The sequence below is a fragment of the Streptomyces sp. NPDC003393 genome (assembly GCF_053589015.1).
Map to the genome: position 1 here is coordinate 19,618 of NZ_JBSFRB010000032.1, position 17,724 is coordinate 37,341.

The following is a 17,724-nucleotide window of genomic DNA, read 5'->3' on the forward strand; positions in this document are numbered from 1 at the left end:
CCGTGGCGCCACTACACTGCTGCACAACAACGCGTCAGGCCCACAGCGTCGTGCGTCTTCCACGCGGCTAGCACCCCTCCGCCAGCGGCCGTCGGGACGGCCGTCCGCATTGGACTTGTGAGGACTCACGTGAGCTCGAAACCCGTCGTACTCATCGCTGAAGAGCTGTCGCCCGCCACCGTCGACGCGCTCGGCCCGGACTTCGAGATCCGGCACTGCAACGGCGCCGACCGTGCCGACCTGCTCCCCGCCATCGCCGACGTGGACGCGATCCTGATCCGTTCGGCCACCAAGGTCGACGCGGAGGCGATCGCCGCGGCGAACAAGCTCAAGGTCGTCGCCCGCGCCGGTGTCGGCCTGGACAACGTCGACGTCTCCGCCGCCACCAAGGCCGGCGTGATGGTCGTCAACGCCCCGACCTCGAACATCGTGACCGCCGCCGAGCTGGCCTGCGGCCTCATCCTCGCCACCGCCCGCAACATCCCGCAGGCCAACGCCGCGCTGAAGAACGGTGAGTGGAAGCGCAGCAAGTACACGGGTGTCGAGCTGGCCGAGAAGACCCTCGGTGTCGTCGGCCTCGGCCGCATCGGCGCCCTGGTGGCCCAGCGCATGTCCGCCTTCGGGATGAAGGTCGTCGCCTACGACCCCTATGTGCAGCCCGCGCGGGCCGCGCAGATGGGCGTCAAGGTGCTGACCCTGGACGAGCTGCTGGAGGTCTCCGACTTCATCACCGTCCACCTTCCGAAGACCCCCGAGACCCTCGGCCTGATCGGCGACGAGGCGCTGCGCAAGGTCAGGCCGAGCGTGCGCATCGTCAACGCCGCCCGCGGCGGGATCGTCGACGAGGAGGCGCTGTACTCGGCGCTCAAGGAAGGCCGGGTCGCCGGCGCGGGCCTGGACGTGTACGCCAAGGAGCCGTGCACGGACTCCCCGCTGTTCGAGTTCGACCAGGTGGTCTGCACCCCCCACCTGGGCGCCTCCACCGACGAGGCCCAGGAGAAGGCGGGCATCGCCGTCGCCCGGTCCGTGCGCCTCGCGCTGGCCGGTGAGCTGGTGCCGGACGCGGTGAACGTCCAGGGCGGTGTCATCGCCGAGGACGTCAAGCCGGGCCTGCCGCTCGCCGAGCGCCTCGGCCGCATCTTCACCGCCCTGGCGGGCGAGGTCGCGGTCCGCCTCGATGTCGAGGTCTACGGCGAGATCACCCAGCACGACGTGAAGGTGCTGGAGCTCTCCGCGCTCAAGGGCGTCTTCGAGGACGTCGTCGACGAGACCGTGTCCTACGTCAACGCCCCGCTGTTCGCCCAGGAGCGCGGCGTCGAGGTCCGCCTGACCACCAGCTCCGAGTCGGCCGACCACCGCAACGTCGTCACCGTGCGCGGCACCCTCGCCGACGGCGAGGAGGTCTCGGTCTCCGGCACGCTGGCCGGCCCCAAGCACGTCCAGAAGATCGTCGCGGTCGGCGACTACGACGTGGACCTGGCGCTCGCCGAGCACATGGTCGTCCTGCGCTACGAGGACCGTCCCGGTGTCGTGGGCACGGTCGGCCGTGTCATCGGCGAGGCCGGCATCAACATCGCCGGCATGCAGGTCGCCCGCTCGACGGCGGGTGGCGAGGCACTGGCGGTGCTGACCGTCGACGACACCGTGCCGTCCAACGTGCTCGCCGAGGTCGCCGCGGAGATCGGCGCGACGTCGGCCCGTTCGGTGAACCTCGTGTAGGTTGCCGCAACCGAACGCCGGGCGGCTACGTGAGGTAGCCCGCCCGGCGTTTTCGCGCACCGCCCATGGCCGCCGTCAGGCCGCCGCCTCCACGGCCTCGGCCGCCTCCGGCGCCGGCGCGGTCTCCCGCACGTGAACCCGGCGCAGGCTCGTCGCCGCCGCGATCGCCGCGAGGACCAGCACCGCCGCGGCCGCGATCGCCGCGCCCCGCATGCCGCCGGTGAAGGCCTCGCGTGCCGCCGACACCAGGGCCTCGCCCGCGCGTCCCGGGAGCTGTCCGGCGACGGCGAGCGCACCGCCGAGGGTCTCGTGGGCCGGGGCCGGCGCGGCGGACGGGATCGCGTGGCGGTAGATCGCCGTGCCGACGGAGCCGAGCACCGCCATGCCGAGCGCGCCGCCGAACTCCTGGCCGGTCTCCAGCAGGGACGAGGCCGCGCCCGCCCGTTCCACCGGGGCGGCGCCCAGCGCCAGGTCGGTCATCTGGGACATCACCATCACGACGCCGGAGGCCAGGACGCCGCACGCGACCAGCACCAGCCAGAGCGAGTCGGTGCCGGCCAGAGCGAGCATCGCGTAGCCGGTCGCGGCGATCGCGAAGCCCGCGGCGACGACGTACGCCCGGTTGACGCCCTTCTGCACCAGCTGTGTCGCCACCGGCGCCGCCATCCCGATCGGCACCGACGGCAGCAGCGCCCACAGGGCGGCCTCCAGCGCGCTCTTGCCGAGCACCGACTGCAGGTACTGCGTGGTGAAGAAGGCCGAGCCCATCATCGCGAACGCGGAGACGAGGTTCAGGACGATCGCGGGGGCGAAGCCGCGGCCGCGGAACAGGGCCGGGGAGATCATCGGGTCGGCCGCCGTGCGCTGGCGGTGGACGAAGAGGGCCGCGAAGAGCAGGCCGACGGCGATCGAGACGACGTAGCGCGGGTGCGCTCCCTCGGACGGGATCTCCTTCAGGCCGTAGATCACCGGAAGCACCGCCGCCATCGACAGCGGCACGCTGAGCAGGTCGAAGCGGCCGGGCTCGGGGTTCTTCGACTCGGGCAGCAGGATCGGGCCGAGGGCCAGCAGCAGCACCATCGCGGGCAGGTTGACCAGGAAGACCGAGCCCCACCAGAAGTACTGCACCAGCACCCCGCTGAGCACCGAACCGAGCGCGATGCCGCCGGTCATCACACCGGACCAGATGCCGATGGCCTTCGCCCGTTGTCCGGGGTCGGTGAACATCGTGCGGACCAGCGCCATCGTCGAGGGCATCAGGGTGGCGCCGCCGATGCCGAGGACCGCGCGGGCGGCGATCAGGGTCTCGGCGCTGTTCGCGTACGCGGCCACCAGCGATGCGGCGCCGAAGGCGGCGGCCCCGGTCAGCAGCAGTCGGCGGCGGCCGATGCGGTCGCCGAGCGAGCCCATCGTCATCAGCAGACCGGCCAGGACGAACGCGTAGATGTCGAAGATCCACAGCTGCTGGGTGCCGCTCGGCTCCAGGTCCGCGCTGATCGCGGGGATCGCGAAGTACAGGACCGAGACGTCCATGGAGACCAGCAGCAGCGGCAGCATCAGCACACCGAGGGCGGTCCATTCGCGACGGCCGGCGCGGGGGGCCGCGGTCGTGGTGGTGCTCGTCGAGTTCGTCATGGCAGTGACTGTACGGGCGTCTTAAACGCCTGTCTAGTACGCTCGTATAAATCAGTCGTCTAGGACGGACGTATGAATCCGGAGTAGGGTGAAGCGCATGGGACACCGTGAGGATCTGCTCGAAGGCGCCAAGCGCTGTCTGCTGCAGAAGGGCTTCGTTCGTACGACCGCGCGTGACATCGTCAAGGAGTCGGGGACCAACCTCGCCTCGATCGGCTACCACTACGGGTCGAAGGACGCGCTGCTGGCGCAGGCCTACGTGTCGCTGGTCGAGGGCATGTCGGGCGCGTTCGCCGTGGACACGGACACCGGAACGGACGCCCCGCCCGGATCCGTCGAACGGTTCCAGCAGGTGTGGTCGAACGTCATCGCCACCATGCGGGAGCCGGGCTCGTTCTGGCGGCTCAGCGCGGAGATCGCGGTCATGGGCGACCAGTTGCCCGAGGTGCGCGACCAACTCGCGCAGGCCCAGCGGGAAGGCTCGCGCGGCTTCGTCGCGCTGCTGATGGGCGGTCGGGAGGAGGACATCCCCGAACACGTCGTCGACACACTCGGCAGCTTCTACACGGTCCTGATGACGGGCCTCATCTCCCAGTGGACCTTCGACCCGAAGACCGCCCCGGACGCCGAACAGCTCACCGAGGGCCTGCGCCAGGTCATCGAGGGAGCCACCAGGAGCTCCTGAGGCCGCGCGGCCCCGGGAACGACTAGAGCCGCGCCGCCTTCAGGGCCATGTGCAGCAGCAGCCGGTCCTCCCCCTCGTCCAGGTCCAGACCGGTCAGCTGTTCCACCCGGGACAGCCGGTAGTAGAGCGTCTGGCGGTGGATGCCCAGCTCGGCGGCGGCCCGGCCGGCCTGGCCCGCGCAGTCCAGGAAGACCTCGGCGGTGCGGGCCAGCTCCTGATGGCCCGGGGAGAGCAGGGCGCGCACGGCGGGGTCCTGCGCGGCCTGTGGTGGCAACGCGCTGAGCAGGCGGAACGGGCCGATCGAGGCCCACTCGGCCACCGGCCCGAGGCGCGGCTCCGCCAGCGCGGCCCGCGCGGCCGCCGACGCCTCCGCCCAGGCGCTGCCCAGCTCGGCCAGCCCGGTCCGGCCGGCGGCGATCCCGCCGGCCACCCCGTCCGCGCCCGCCCGTTCCAGTAGCCGCGTCGCCGCCGACACCGCCGGGGTCAGCGTGTCCGGCGAGCGCAGCCGCACCAGCAGCGCCAGGCACTGGTCCGCGGCGCCCCAGGGCACCGCGCACAACGCCGTCGCGCCCGGCAGAGTGCGCACCGAGGGGGCGTCGTCGGGGTCTGACGAGGGCCAGGGGGCCACGCACACCACGGTGTGCGGCCCGTCCGCCCGCGCCCCCAGGGCCGTACGCAGCTCCGCCACGGCCATGTCCCGCGGCCAGCCCCGCTCCGCGGTCAGCACGGCGCGCAGCTCCCGGGTCAGATCGGCGCCGTGCTGCGCCTCGTCGGCGAGCAGCGCGCCGATCCGCGCGGTCACCCGCATGGCGGCCGCCAGCTGCTGGTCCGTCGGCCCCGGTTCGCCCTCCAGGAGCCAGACGTAGCCGAGGACGACACCCCGATGGCGTACCGGAAGGCAGATCCGTCCCCGGTACACGCCCGCCTCGGGGGTGGGCGGGATCCTGACCGGGCCCGTGGCCCGCGTGATGCCGAAGCCCTCGAACCAGCGGCGGACGGCGGCCGTGGAGCGGCGCGTGAGGATCGAACGGGTGCGCACCGGGTCCAGGGCCGAGGGATCCAGGTCCTCCTCGCTGGCGTAGGCGCCGAAGGCGATCAGCTCGAAGTCCCGGTTCTCCAGCGTGGCCGGCGCTCCGAGCAGCTCCGAGATCTCGTCGACCAGCTCCTGGTAGTCACCTTTGTAATCGGCCGTCACTCAGGCATTCTCCCTCATTTCCGCAGGGCCTTCATACATCTGTCTGAGATCGCGTCCACGGATGCGTGACAGCTGTCGATGGCAGACGATCGGAGGGATCCCTAACTTTCACGGTGGTTCTCCGTGCCGTCCCCGATAGCTCGGGCTCCGGCCTTCTTCGACTGTTGTGGAGGTGCCCCGTGCTGGGTCCCGTGATTCTTGCCGCGTCGCGCAGCGACCGGATGCGACGCCTGATCTCGGCGGCCCCAGTGACCAAGCAGGTCGTCGACCGGTTCATCCCCGGTGAGACCGTGGACGACGTCGTCCCCATCATCGAGGAGCTGACCGGCCGGGGCCTGGAGCTGACCATGGATGTGGTCGGCGAGGACATCACCACCGCCGAGCAGGCCGCCGCCGCCCGCGACGCCTACCTGCAGCTGGCCGACCGCCTCAAGGACCTTCAGCTCGGCCCGAAGGTCGAGATGTCGGTGAAGCTGTCCATGTTCGGCCAGGCGCTCCCGGGCGGCCACGAACTGGCGCTCGCCAACGTCCGCCCGGTCGTCGAGGCCGCGGCCGCCATCGGCACCACGGTCACGCTGGACGCGGAGGACCACACGACCCTGGACTCGATGTTCGCCATCCACGAGGAGCTGCGGAAGGACTTCCCGCAGACCGGCTGCGTCATTCAGGCCTACCTCTTCCGCACCGAGGCCGACGCGCGCCGCCTCGCCGCGGGCGGCAGCCGCGTACGGTTGGTGAAGGGCGCCTACAAGGAGCCCGCCGAGGTCGCGTACCAGAACAAGCACGAGATCGACAAGGCGTACGTCCGGATCCTGCGCACCCTCATGGAGGGCGACGGCTACCCGATGGTCGGGTCCCACGACCCGCGTCTGATCTCCATCGCGCAGGAGCTGGCCCGCACGGCCGGACGCAAGCTCGGCGAGTACGAGTTCCAGATGCTGTACGGCATCCGCAGCGACGAGCACCTGCGACTGGCCGCCGAGGGCCACCGGATGCGCGTCTACACCGCCTACGGCACCGACTGGTACGGCTACTTCATGCGGCGCCTGGCGGAGAAGCCGGCCAACCTGCGCTTCTTCGTGCGCTCGATGGTCAGCAAAGGCTGAGCGGCGGTCGTCGTCCTCCAGTGCCCGCCGGCGGACGACAACCGCCGCCCACGGCCGACTGAGTCGGACCCGGTTCCGCCGTACACGAGAACGAGAAGGAGTTACGGAACCCGTGACTCCGCCTCCGAAGAGGCTTCTCACGGACTTGCTGCGGCGCGTCCGTGACGGTCAAGCCCTGACCACCGCTCACCATACGCAAGCGCTTCGGCTCCCCCCGGCCGAAGCACGGGAATCACTCGGAAGAGGTAACCCATGGACGCTGTGACCCAGGTCCCCACGCCGGTCAACGAGCCGGTGCACGGCTACGCCCCCGGCTCGCCCGAGCGCGCCCGGCTGGAGGCCAAGCTCAAGGAGCTGGCCGAGAACCCGGTCGACCTCCCCTGCACCATCGGTGGCGAGAAGCGCATGGGCGGCGGTGAGGCCTTCGAGGTCGTGCAGCCGCACAACCACAAGGCGGTCCTCGGCACCTACCGCAACGCGAGCAGGCAGGACGCCCAGGACGCCATCGACGCGGCCCTGGCCGCGGCCCCCGCCTGGCGCGCCATGTCCTTCGACGACCGTGCCGCGATCATCCTGCGCGCCGCCGAGCTGCTGGCCGGTCCGTGGCGCGAGACGATCGCCGCCTCCACCATGCTCGGCCAGTCCAAGACCGCCCAGCAGGCCGAGATCGACAGCCCCTGCGAGCTGGTCGACTTCTGGCGCTTCAACGTCCACTACGCCCGCCAGATCCTGGCCGAGCAGCCCCCGGCCAACTCCCCGGGCGTCTGGAACCGCATGGACCACCGCCCGCTGGAGGGCTTCGTCTACGCGATCACGCCGTTCAACTTCTCGGCCATCGCGGCCAACCTGCCGACCGCGCCGGCCCTCATGGGCAACGTGGTGATCTGGAAGCCGTCCCCGACCCAGACCCACGCGGCCGTGCTGCTCATGAAGCTGCTGGAGGAGGCGGGCCTGCCCAAGGGCGTCATCAACCTCCTCACCGGCGACGGCATCGAGGTCTCCGAGGTCGCCCTGAACCACCGCGACCTGGCCGGCATCCACTTCACCGGCTCGACCAGGACCTTCCAGTACCTGTGGAAGACGGTCGGCAACAACATCGAGAAGTACCGCTCCTACCCGCGTCTGGTCGGCGAGACCGGCGGCAAGGACTTCGTGGTGGCCCACCCGAGCGCCGACCGCGCGGTGCTGAAGACCGCCCTGACCCGCGGTGCCTTCGAGTACCAGGGCCAGAAGTGCTCGGCCACCTCCCGGGCGTACGTCCCGGCCTCCATCTGGAACTCCGGCTTCAAGGAGGAGTTCGCCGCCGAGGTCGACTACCTGACCATGGGTGACGTCACCGACCTGTCCAACTTCATGGGCGCGGTCATCGACGAGCGCGCCTTCGCGAAGAACAAGGCCGCGATCGACCGGGCCAAGGCGGACCCGTCCTGCACGATCGTCGCGGGCGGCACCTACGACGACTCGGTCGGCTACTTCGTCCGCCCGACCGTCATCGAGTGCACCGACCCGGAGAACGAGGTCTTCACGACCGAGTACTTCGGCCCGATCCTCGCGGTCCACGTCTACGAGGACGACCGGTACGACGAGATGCTGACCCAGATGGAGTCGGTGTCGGACTACGCCCTCACGGGTTCGGTCATCGCGAACGACCGCGCCGCGGCGGCCTACACCATGGAGAAGCTGCGCTACGCGGCCGGCAACTTCTACATCAACGACAAGTCGACCGGCGCCGTGGTCGGCCAGCAGCCCTTCGGCGGCGGCCGCGCCTCCGGCACCAACGACAAGGCGGGCGCCCCGCAGAACCTGATGCGCTGGACCCTGACCCGCGCCATCAAGGAGACCCTGGTCCCGCCGACCGACTACACCTACCCGCACATGGGCTGACCCCCGTCCCACCCGACATGGGCTGACCCCCGCGCGGAACCCGCGAACCCCGCCCCCGGCCGGAAGCACCCCTCCGGCCGGGGGCGGTGCCATGTCCACAAGCAACGCAAGGCGTCCGGCCGCCGTCGCCGGGCCGCTCCTCGACCGGTCCGACGGCGGCGTCCGCTGACTCGCCGTCGGGATCAAGGCATCCCGGCCGCGGGCGAGAAGACCAGGTCAGAGGCGTGCGGCCGGTGTCGCCGTCTCAGATAGTAGGAAGTCCGAGTAATTGTGGAGACAGCGAGGCCGTCCTCGCATAGCTTTGTAGGAGCCGAACGTCACCGCTCGATCCAGCGAATGGCGGTCGTGAGCCGGGCCCTGTGCAGGACACCCCTGCGGCGCCGCTCCCCGCCCACTCCGGCGTCTCGTAAATCCCTCCGCCTGCGCGCTCCGCGCTTTCCCGAAGGAGTCGATTCACCATGGCCGAGACGACCGTCCGCCGCCGCGTCCGTCACATCACCCGCAAGAGCGAGTCCGACCGCAAGAACGCCGCCGCCGCCCTCCAGCGCGCCCTCGACCGCCGCGACAACGGGGGCGAGACCGGCCACTGAGCCGGCCCGCTCCGGCCGCCGGTCCATATGGCGGACGTCGCGTGTCATCTCTCGGGACGATTGAGTAGGGTGCCGACATGTCTCGCAGCATCGATCTCGCAGTGATCCCCGGTGACGGCATCGGCCAGGAAGTCGTGGCCGAGGGTCTGAAGGTCCTGACCGCCGTCCTCCCGGAGGATGTGAAGCTGGAGACGAGGGAGTACGACTTCGGCGCCCGGCGCTATCACGCCACCGGTGAGACCCTCACCGACGCCGACCTCGAGGCCCTGAAGGCGCACGACGCCATCCTGCTCGGCGCGATCGGCGACCCGTCGGTGCCCTCCGGCGTCCTGGAGCGCGGCTTCCTGCTCAAGCTCCGCTTCGCCTTCGACCACCACGTCAACCTGCGCCCGAGCAAGCTCCTGCCGGGTGTCGCCACCCCGCTCGCCGGCGAGCCGAAGATCGACTTCATCGTCGTCCGGGAGGGCACCGAAGGCCCGTACACGGGCAACGGCGGCACCATCCGCAAGGGCACCGAGCACGAGGTCGCCACCGAGGTCTCCGTCAACACGGCGTTCGGTGTCGAGCGCGTGGTCCGCGACGCCTTCGCCCGCGCCCAGGCCCGCCCCCGCAAGAAGCTCACGCTGGTCCACAAGAACAACGTCCTGACCTTCGCGGGACACCTGTGGACGAACATCTTCACCAAGGTGGCCGAGGAGTACCCCGAGGTCACCACCGAGTACATCCACGTCGACGCGGCCACCATCTTCCTGGTCACCCAGCCGGAGCGCTTCGACGTCATCGTCACCGACAACCTCTTCGGCGACATCATCACCGACCTCGCCGCGGCCGTCTCCGGCGGCATCGGCGTCGCGGCCTCCGGCAACATCAACCCGAGCCGCCGGTTCCCGTCCATGTTCGAGCCGGTCCACGGCTCGGCTCCGGACATCGCAGGCCAGGGCAAGGCCGACCCGACCGCCACGGTCCTCTCCGTCGTCCTGCTGCTGCACCACCTCGGCTACGACGCCGAGGCGACCCGGATCGAGGACGCCGTCTCCGCCGACCTCGCGGAGCGCGGTGGGCTGCCCACGCGCAGCACCTCCGAGATCGGTGACGCGCTCGCCGTACGAGTAGCCGGCTGACCCCGCCGCGCCACTCGAAGAACCTTCGAAGCCGTCGGGTCGCATCAGGGCCCGGCGGCTTCCCCATGCCCGCCGCCGGGTGCCACCATCGAATCCTGGGCCGCAAACACCCCGTTTCCTTCCATCGCAGCCCCCGCGCGATAATCGAACGCGGAGCCGCGACATGAGGGAATGCTCGGACGTCCTAGCACCGGCCGCCGGCCGTGCGGGCGTGAGCGCGGCCCGTCACTACAACCCGGTGAAGGACACTCACTCATGACGACGCCCACGATCGAGCTCAAGCCCTCGGCCAATCCGCTCTCCGACGCGGAGCGCGCGGCGATCCTGGCCAACCCCGGGTTCGGCCGCCACTTCACCGATCACATGGTGACGATCCGGTGGACCGAGGGCCGGGGGTGGCACGACGGCCAGCTCGTTCCGTACGCGCCGATCCCCCTCGACCCCGCCACCCACGTCCTGCACTACGCGCAGGAGATCTTCGAGGGCCTGAAGGCCTACCGCCAGCCCGACGGCTCGGTCGCCACCTTCCGCCCGGAGAAGAACGCGCTGCGCTTCCAGGCGTCCTCCCGCCGCCTGGCCATGCCCGAGCTGCCTGTCGAGACGTTCATCGAGGCCTGTGACGTCCTGGTCCGGCAGGACGAGGCGTGGGTGCCGGCGCACGGCGGCGAGGAGTCCCTCTACCTGCGTCCCTTCATGATCGCCACCGAGGTCGGACTGGGTGTCAAGCCCGCCAACGAGTACCTGTTCCTGGTGATCGCCTCCCCGGCCGGCGCCTACTTCCCCGGCGGCGTGAAGCCCGTCTCCATCTGGGCCTCCGAGGACCGGGTCCGTGCCGTCCCCGGCGGCATGGGCGACGCCAAGACCGGCGGCAACTACGCGGCCTCCCTGCTGGCCCAGGCGGAGGCCGCCGCCAAGGGCTGCGACCAGGTCTGCTACCTCGACGCCGTGGAGCACAAGTGGGTCGAGGAGCTCGGCGGCATGAACCTGTACTTCGTCTACGGCGACAAGATCGTCACTCCGGCGCTCAGCGGCTCGATCCTGGAGGGCGTCACCCGCGACTCCCTGCTGGCCGTCGCCCGTGACCTCGGCTACCAGGCCGAGGAGGCGCGTGTCTCCGTCGACCAGTGGCAGCGCGACTCGGAGAACGGCACGCTGACCGAGGTCTTCGCCTGCGGCACGGCGGCCGTGATCACCCCGGTCGGCACGGTCAAGCGCGCGGGCGCCGAGTGGCAGCAGTCGGGCGGAGAGCCCGGCGAGGTCACGATGCGGCTCCGCCAGGCTCTCCTGGACATCCAGCGCGGCATCACCGAGGACAAGCACGGCTGGATGCACGAGCTGGGCCGGGCCTGACGGCTCAGACCCCCTGGTGTTCGGCTGGGGCCGCCGCGGACTCCCCGTCCGCGGCGGCCCCTTCCCGTTCCCGTCCGGCCGTCAGCAGCAGGTAGACGGCGCCGCCGACCGCGCCCGAGAGCAGGAAGCTGCAGTCCGCACCGTCGGTCAGGCGCAGCAGCGGACCCTGGTACGACGGCAGGGACACCGCCAGCAGACCGACCACGGCGCCCACCGCCCAGGAGAGGGCCGCCCGCACGTTCCAGCCGGCCCGGTACCAGTAGATCCCGCCCCGCGAGCGGCGGTTGAAGACCTGGAAGGCGTCGGCGTCGTAGACGCCGCGGCAGCGGACGAAGCCGATGAGGGTGACGACCGCCCACGGGGTGCCGATCGCGGTCAGCAGGAGCACGAAGGACGACACCAGATCGCGTGGACCACTGGTCCGTTCCGCCTCGGGGATGGTGTCGACTCCGCGCTGTTCTACCGGCATGGCTTGCGTCTCCTTCGACTGCCGCCTGAGAGTTTGAGCGACGTTCAATGTGACGTGCGTTTCGCCATCTCGTCAATCTTCCCCGGCAGTGAAATTCAGGATTAGAGTGTTGCTCTAATCTGTGCAAGGCAAGGAGGTGCCGTCGCGTGAGACTGACCCCCACGGAGCGTGACCGGCTGCTGCTCTTCTCGGCCGCCGAGCTGGCCCGCGCCCGCAAGGCCCGCGGCCTGCGGCTCAACGTGCCGGAGGCCACCGCCCTGATCGCCGACACCGTCTGCGAGGCCGCCCGCGACGGCGCCCGGCTCGCCGAGGCGATCGAGCGCGCCCGCGCGGTGCTCGGCCCGGACGACGTCCTTCCGGGCGTCGCGGACGTGGTCGGCGAGGTCCACGTCGAGGCCGTCTTCGACGACGGCTCACGACTCGCGGTGGTCACCGACCCCATCGCGGGCGGCTCGCTGGGCGACCAGGGCCCCGGGGCGCTGCTGCCCGGACCCGAGCACGCCGATCCCGAGCCGGCCGTGTGCGTCACGGTCACCAACACCGCGCCCGTTCCCGTGTCGGTCACCTCCCACTTCCACTTCTTCGAGGCCAACCCGCGCCTGGACTTCGACCGCGCGGCCGCCTACGGGATGCGGTTGGCCGTGCCCGCCGGTTCCTCGGTCCGGTTCGGGCCGGGGGAGAGCTCCGAGGTCGGTCTCGTGCCGATCGGCGGGGAACGGATCGCCGTCGGCTTCGCGGGACTCGTCGACGGCCCGCTGGACGCCCCGGGCGCCAGGCAGGAGGCCCTGCGCCGGGCCGCGGCCTGCGGATACCTCGGCGTGCGCGAGGGCGCCGTACCCGAGGACGCCGGGCCCACGGACACCGGGCTCGAGAGCACCGGGCCCGAGAACAACGGTTCGGAGAACACCGGGCCGGCGAACACCGAGCAGGAGGCCGCGCGATGAGCCGCCCCGGAGGTCACCCGGCCGAAGCCCGCCGGCTCACGCCGTACGAGTACGCCGCCACCCACGGCCCGCGCGCCGGCGACCGCATCCGCCTCGGCGACTCCGGGCTGGTCGTGCGCGTCGAGTCCGACGCCCAGAAGTACGGCGACGAGTTCCTCGCCGGGTTCGGCAAGACCGCCCGCGACGGCCTGCATCTCAAGGCGGCGGCCGTCCGCGACACCTGCGACGTCGTCATCAGCAACGTCGTCGTGATCGACGCGGTGCAGGGCATCCGCAAGGTGTCCATCGGCATCCGCGAGGGGCGCGTCTGCGCGATCGGACGGGCCGGGAACCCCGACACGCTCGACGGCGTGGACGTCGTCGTCGGCACGGGTACGTCCATCGTCTCCGGCGAGGGACTCATCGCCACCGCCGGCGCCGTGGACACCCATGTGCACCTGCTCTCCCCGCGCATCATGGAGGCCTCCCTGGCCTCCGGCGTCACCACGATCATCGGACAGGAGTTCGGCCCGGTCTGGGGCGTCGGCGTCAACTCGCCCTGGGCGCTGCGGCACGCCTTCAGCGCCTTCGACGCCTGGCCGGTCAACATCGGCTTCCTGGCCCGCGGTTCCTCCTCCCACGAGGCGCCGCTCGTCGAGGCCCTGGCGGAGGGCGGCGCGAGCGGCTTCAAGGTGCACGAGGACATGGGCGCCCACACCCGCGCCCTGGACACCGCGCTGCGGGTCGCCGAGGAGCACGACGTCCAGGTGGCCCTGCACAGCGACGGACTGAACGAGTGCCTGTCGGTGGAGGACACCCTGCGCGTCCTCCAGGGCCGTACGATCCACGCCTTCCACATCGAGGGCTGCGGCGGCGGACACGTCCCCAACGTGCTGAAGATGGCCGGAGTGCCCAACGTCATCGGCTCCTCCACCAACCCCACCCTGCCCTTCGGCCGGGACGCGGTCGCCGAGCACTACGGCATGATCGTCTCCGTCCACGACCTGAAGCCCGACCTGCCCGGCGACGCCGCCATGGCCCGCGACCGCATCCGGGCCGGCACCATGGGCGCCGAGGACGTGCTGCACGACCTGGGAGCCATCGGCATCACCTCCTCCGACGCCCAGGGCATGGGCCGGGCCGGCGAGACCGTGCGCCGTACCTTCGCGATGGCCGGGAAGATGAAGGCCGAACTGGGCCCGCTGGACGGGGACGGCGAGGGCGACGACAACGCCCGCGTCCTGCGCTACATGGCCAAGCTGACCATCAACCCGGCCATCGCGCACGGCCTGGCCCACGAGGTCGGCTCCATCGAGGCCGGCAAGCTGGCCGACATCGTGCTGTGGCGTCCGGAGTACTTCGGCGCCAAGCCGCAGCTCGTCCTGAAGGCGGGCTTCCCGGCCCACGGCGTGGTGGGCGACCCGGGCGCGGCCACGGACACCTGCGAACCCCTGGTGCTCGGCCCGCAGTTCGGCGCGCACGGCGCCACCCCCGCCGACATCTCGGTCGCCTTCGTCGCGCAGGCCGCGCTGGACCAGGGCCACGACACGATGCCCACCCGGCGCCGCCGGGTCGCCGTGCGCGGCACCCGCGGCATCGGCCCGGCCGACCTGCGCCTGAACTCCCGCACCGGAGCGGTCGACGTGGACCGGCGCACCGGCCTGGTCACTCTCGACGGCGACCCGCTGCGCTCCGAACCCGCCGACTCCGTCTCCCTCAACCGCCTCTACTTCCTCTGAGGATCGCTGATGCACACCCCCGCCGCCGACGGCTTCCGCATGCCCGCCGAGTGGACGCCGCACGAGCGCACCTGGATGGCGTGGCCGGGCCCCAACCCGACCTTCGACACGCCGGAGGACCTGGCCGCCTCCCGTGCCGCGTGGGCGTCGGTGGCCCGCGCCGTCCGCCGCTTCGAACCGGTCACCGTGGTGTGCGGCCCCGGCCAGTCGGCCGAGGCCCGCACCCTGCTCGGCGACGGCGTGGAGACCGTCGAGCGCGACCTCGACGACGCCTGGATGCGGGACATCGGCCCCACCTTCCTCGTCGACGGGCGGGGCGGACTGGCCGCCGTCGACTGGACGTTCAACGGCTGGGGCGCGCAGGGCTGGGCCCGCTGGGAGCACGACGCGAAGATCGGCGCGTACGTCGCGGACCTCGTGGGCGCGCGGAGCTACAGCAGCGCCCTGGTCAACGAGGGCGGCGCGATCCACGTCGACGGCGCGGGCACGGTCCTGTTGACGGAGACCGTCCAGCTCGGCCCCGAACGCAACCCGCACTGGACGAAGGAGCAGGTCGAGGCCGAGATCCACGCCCACCTCGGTACCCGCAAGGCTATCTGGCTCCCGCGCGGCCTGACCGGCGACTACCCTCCTCACGGCTACGGCACCCTCGGCCACGTCGACATCGTCGCCGCCTTCGCCCGCCCCGGCGTCGTCGTCGCCCACCACCAGCCGGACCCGGCCCACCCCGACCACGAGGTGACGAAGGAGGTCATCGGCATCCTGAAGTCGGCCACCGACGCCCGCGGCCGCCGCCTGGAGGTCGTCGAGGTGCCCGCCCCGACCGTCCTGGAGGCCGACGGCCCCTGGGCCGACTACTCCTACATCAACCACTACCTGTGCAACGGCGGAGTCGTCCTGTGCGGCTTCGACGACCCGCGCGACGAGATCGCGGCCGGCATCTTCCGCCGCCTCTTCCCCGAGCGGACGGTGACCCTGGTCGACGCGCGTACGATCTTCGCAGGCGGAGGCGGTATCCACTGCATCACGCAACAGCAGCCGAAGGTCTGACCACGTACAGGAGCAGCAGATGGCCGGTGCGGCCCGGGCCCGCAGGAACGCGCCGCCGCGCGAGGAGGTGCTCGCCGCCGCCATGGCCATGATCGCCGAGCGGGGGCTGGAGAAGCTCACCATGGCGGGGCTCGGCCGGGAGGTCGGCATGAGCAGCGGCCATCTGCTGTACTACTTCCACTCCAAGGACGAACTGCTGCTGCGGACCCTGGAGTGGAGCGAGGGCCGGCTGGGCGCCGAACGCGGCCGGCTGCTGGCCCGCCCGGGGACCGCGTGGGAACGTCTGTCCGGGTACGTCGACCTGTACGTCCCCGACGGCCACCGCGATCCGCACTGGACCCTGTGGCTGGAGGTGTGGAACCGCTCGCAGAACGCGGACGACGACGCGCGCGCCCGGCAGGCGGCCATCGAGGGGGCCTGGCACCGCGACCTGGTCGCGCTGATCGCCGAGGGTGTCTCGCGCGGCGAGTTCCGCGCGGTCGACGCGGACCGCTTCGCGACGCGGCTGCGGGCGCTGCTCGACGGGTTCTCCATCCATGTCGCCATCGGACTGCGAGGGACCGACAGGGACCAAGTGCTGGCGCATGTACGGGAGTTCGTCGACGAGGGCCTCGCCGTCACCCCCGAGTGACGCGCGCTCAGGTAAGAGGAATCCTTTCCTCCGTCGTCGGGCATGTACCGCCGCATGGGACGAGAGCACTGGAAGAAGATCTGGATCGGTTCGGCCGGGAACATGGTGGAGTGGTACGACTGGTTCGTCTACGCCAGTTTCGCCACCTACTTCGCCGGGGCGTTCTTCCCGCACGGGAACCCCACCGCCCAGATGATGAACACCGCGGGCATCTTCGCCGTCGGCTTCTTCATGCGGCCGGTGGGCGGCTGGCTGCTCGGCCGGGTGGGTGACCGGCGGGGCCGCAAGGCGGCGCTGACGCTGACCGTCACCCTCATGTCGGTGTCCGCCGTCCTCATCGCCGTCGCGCCGACGTACGCGGTCGCCGGATACGGGGGCGCGCTGGTGCTGCTCCTCGCCCGGCTGCTCCAGGGGCTGTCGGTGGGCGGCGAGTACGCGGCCAGTGCGACGTACCTCACCGAAGCCTCCGATCCGCGCCGGCGCGGCTTCGCCTCCAGCTTCCAGTACGTGTCCATGACCGCCGGCCAGATCGCCGGCCTCGGCCTGCAGCTCGTGCTCCAGCGCACCATGTCCGACACCGCACTGCACAGCTACGGCTGGCGCATCCCCTTCGTCGTCGGCGCGCTCGGCGCGGCCGTCATCTTCTACCTGCGGCGCAGCATGCTGGAGAGCGAGGTGTACGAGGCGGACGCCACCGTCGGCGAGGCGCGCGGCACCCTGCGCGCGCTGTGGGCGCACAAGCGGGAGGCGTTGCTGGTGATGGCCCTGACCATGGGCGGCACGGTGGCCTACTACACGTACACCACCTACCTGACGAAGTACCTGTCCAACTCGGCGGGCCGGCCCAAGCGGACCGCGACGCTGGTCTCCTTCACCGCGCTGATCGTCTTCGCCGGGCTCCAGCCGCTGGCCGGCCGGCTGTCCGACAGGATCGGCCGCCGCCCGCTGCTGATCACCTTCGCGCTCGGCTCGACCCTCCTGACCGTGCCGATCATGACGCTGCTGGGACGCGCGGACGGCTTCTGGCCCGCGCTCGGGCTGTCCCTGACGGCGCTGACCGTCATCACCGGCTACACCTCCATCAACGCCTGTGTGAAGGCCGAACTGTTCCCCACCGGCGTACGCGCCCTCGGCGTGGCCCTCCCCTACGCCCTCGCCAACGCCCTGTTCGGCGGCACGGCGGAGTACGTCGCCCTCTGGTTCAAGAACGCCGGCGCCGAGTCCGGATTCTTCTGGTACGTGGCGGCCTGCGCGGCCGTCTCCCTGGTGGTGTACGTCACCATGCGGGAGACGAAGGACCTGGATCTGACCCGGGTGGAGGCGGCGCCGGAATCCAGACTCACGCCCGCATCCTGAGACGGCGGTGAGCACGGGGGCGCAACTGTGCCAAACTGCCCCCGTGCTCTCGTTCGCCATGATTATTGGCAGCAGGCGCGCCGGTCCGCAGTGACCGCCACGTACGACCAGGTACGGGCGGACGCCGTCGTCCTCGACCCGCGCGCAGACCTCTCGCACCCGCGAGGGGTTTTTCGTTTTCCTGGCCCACCTTCAGCCGGGGGCGCGAAGCGCGAGGGAGTATTGGGGGGATGGTGGAGCCGGTCATTCCGGTACGACCGAGATCCCACAG

14 protein-coding genes and 1 pseudogene are annotated in these 17,724 nt (G+C 71.2%); 12 read left to right on the top strand and 3 right to left on the bottom strand.

What is annotated here, in order from left to right; translation table 11 throughout:
• The first annotated feature begins 129 nt into the window (after positions 1-129).
• Entirely contained in the window at positions 130-1,719 is a 1,590-nt protein-coding gene (gene serA, locus ACWDUZ_RS26585) for a phosphoglycerate dehydrogenase (protein WP_451634330.1), read from the top strand.
• 75 nt (positions 1,720-1,794) lie between these two features.
• Here serA and ACWDUZ_RS26590 read toward each other — a convergent pair whose 3' ends face one another.
• A complete protein-coding gene (locus ACWDUZ_RS26590) occupies positions 1,795-3,354 on the bottom strand; it encodes an MFS transporter (RefSeq protein ID WP_451634331.1) in 1,560 nt (519 codons plus the stop codon).
• A 97-nt stretch (positions 3,355-3,451) separates the two neighbouring features.
• Here ACWDUZ_RS26590 and ACWDUZ_RS26595 point away from each other — a divergent pair, with 97 nt between their 5' ends.
• Complete coding sequence (locus ACWDUZ_RS26595; RefSeq protein WP_451634332.1) at positions 3,452-4,039, top strand: TetR/AcrR family transcriptional regulator; 588 nt, start codon at positions 3,452-3,454, stop codon at positions 4,037-4,039.
• 22 nt (positions 4,040-4,061) lie between these two features.
• On the opposite strand, the gene ACWDUZ_RS26600 is transcribed toward ACWDUZ_RS26595, so the two are convergent.
• Entirely contained in the window at positions 4,062-5,234 is a 1,173-nt protein-coding gene (locus ACWDUZ_RS26600; RefSeq protein ID WP_451634333.1) for a PucR family transcriptional regulator, read from the bottom strand.
• A gap of 179 nt (positions 5,235-5,413) precedes the next feature.
• On the opposite strand from ACWDUZ_RS26600, the gene ACWDUZ_RS26605 reads away from it, so the two are divergent.
• From ACWDUZ_RS26605 to ACWDUZ_RS26625, 5 genes are all read left to right on the top strand, one after another.
• Complete coding sequence (locus ACWDUZ_RS26605) at positions 5,414-6,340, top strand: proline dehydrogenase family protein (RefSeq protein ID WP_451634334.1); 927 nt, start codon at positions 5,414-5,416, stop codon at positions 6,338-6,340.
• 252 nt (positions 6,341-6,592) lie between these two features.
• A complete protein-coding gene (gene pruA / locus ACWDUZ_RS26610) occupies positions 6,593-8,224 on the top strand; it encodes an L-glutamate gamma-semialdehyde dehydrogenase (RefSeq protein WP_451634335.1) in 1,632 nt (543 codons plus the stop codon).
• Between the two features lie 458 nt (positions 8,225-8,682).
• On the top strand, positions 8,683-8,814 hold the full coding sequence (locus ACWDUZ_RS26615; protein WP_451634336.1) for a hypothetical protein: 132 nt from the start codon (positions 8,683-8,685) through the stop codon (positions 8,812-8,814).
• Positions 8,815-8,891: 77 nt separating this feature from the next.
• Entirely contained in the window at positions 8,892-9,935 is a 1,044-nt protein-coding gene (locus ACWDUZ_RS26620) for a 3-isopropylmalate dehydrogenase (protein WP_451634337.1), read from the top strand.
• Positions 9,936-10,190: 255 nt separating this feature from the next.
• The gene (locus ACWDUZ_RS26625) at positions 10,191-11,285 is read left to right on the top strand and encodes a branched-chain amino acid aminotransferase (protein WP_451634338.1); all 1,095 of its coding nucleotides are present in this window, start codon (positions 10,191-10,193) and stop codon (positions 11,283-11,285) included.
• A 4-nt stretch (positions 11,286-11,289) separates the two neighbouring features.
• On the opposite strand, the pseudogene ACWDUZ_RS26630 reads toward ACWDUZ_RS26625, so the two are convergent.
• Positions 11,290-11,685, bottom strand: a pseudogene (locus tag ACWDUZ_RS26630) (cytosine permease); the annotation flags it as partial.
• A gap of 215 nt (positions 11,686-11,900) precedes the next feature.
• On the opposite strand from ACWDUZ_RS26630, the gene ureA reads away from it, so the two are divergent.
• Genes ureA through ACWDUZ_RS26655 form a run of 5 tightly spaced genes read left to right on the top strand, consistent with a single transcriptional unit; the run spans position 11,901 to position 17,453 of the window.
• On the top strand, positions 11,901-12,698 hold the full coding sequence (gene ureA, locus ACWDUZ_RS26635; protein WP_451634339.1) for an urease subunit gamma: 798 nt from the start codon (positions 11,901-11,903) through the stop codon (positions 12,696-12,698).
• Complete coding sequence (locus ACWDUZ_RS26640) at positions 12,695-14,416, top strand: urease subunit alpha (protein ID WP_451634340.1); 1,722 nt, start codon at positions 12,695-12,697, stop codon at positions 14,414-14,416. The genes ureA and ACWDUZ_RS26640 overlap by 4 nt, the downstream gene beginning before the upstream one ends.
• 9 nt (positions 14,417-14,425) lie before the next feature.
• Positions 14,426-15,466 (top strand): agmatine deiminase family protein, encoded by a 1,041-nt coding sequence (locus tag ACWDUZ_RS26645; protein WP_451634341.1) that lies wholly within the window; start codon positions 14,426-14,428, stop codon positions 15,464-15,466.
• Between the two features lie 19 nt (positions 15,467-15,485).
• Positions 15,486-16,097 (top strand): TetR/AcrR family transcriptional regulator, encoded by a 612-nt coding sequence (locus tag ACWDUZ_RS26650; RefSeq protein ID WP_451634342.1) that lies wholly within the window; start codon positions 15,486-15,488, stop codon positions 16,095-16,097.
• Between the two features lie 54 nt (positions 16,098-16,151).
• Positions 16,152-17,453: an MFS transporter gene (locus ACWDUZ_RS26655; protein WP_451634343.1), complete on the top strand. Its 1,302-nt coding sequence runs from the start codon at positions 16,152-16,154 to the stop codon at positions 17,451-17,453.
• Positions 17,454-17,724 lie beyond the last annotated feature (271 nt).